1 pseudogene is annotated in these 255 nt (G+C 36.5%); it reads right to left on the minus strand.

The features are described 5' to 3' along the window. A pseudogene (locus tag KW850_RS34675) lies at positions 1-229 on the minus strand (uroporphyrinogen-III synthase); the annotation flags it as partial. Between the last annotated feature and the right edge of the window lie 26 nt (positions 230-255).

Genomic DNA, 255 nt, shown 5'->3' on the forward strand with positions numbered 1-255 from the left:
TATCCAACAAAGTCTGTGTTCCAATTCCTGTTGTAAAAATAGCCCAATCTGTCCCCTTCTGTATAATTTTCTTAAGATCCTGTCCTACTTCTTCTTCGGCTAAAAATACAGTACCTTGAAGTGAACGAACTATAGGAACTCCTCCCTGTTTTTCTATAAGCATACTAATTTCTTCTGTATTACGCGATGCACCTAAAACAATCCGTTTCCCCATTAACCCTTTTACCATATTAAGACCCTCTTTCTATTTCATTT

The sequence above is a fragment of the Bacillus sp. sid0103 genome (assembly GCF_019219025.1).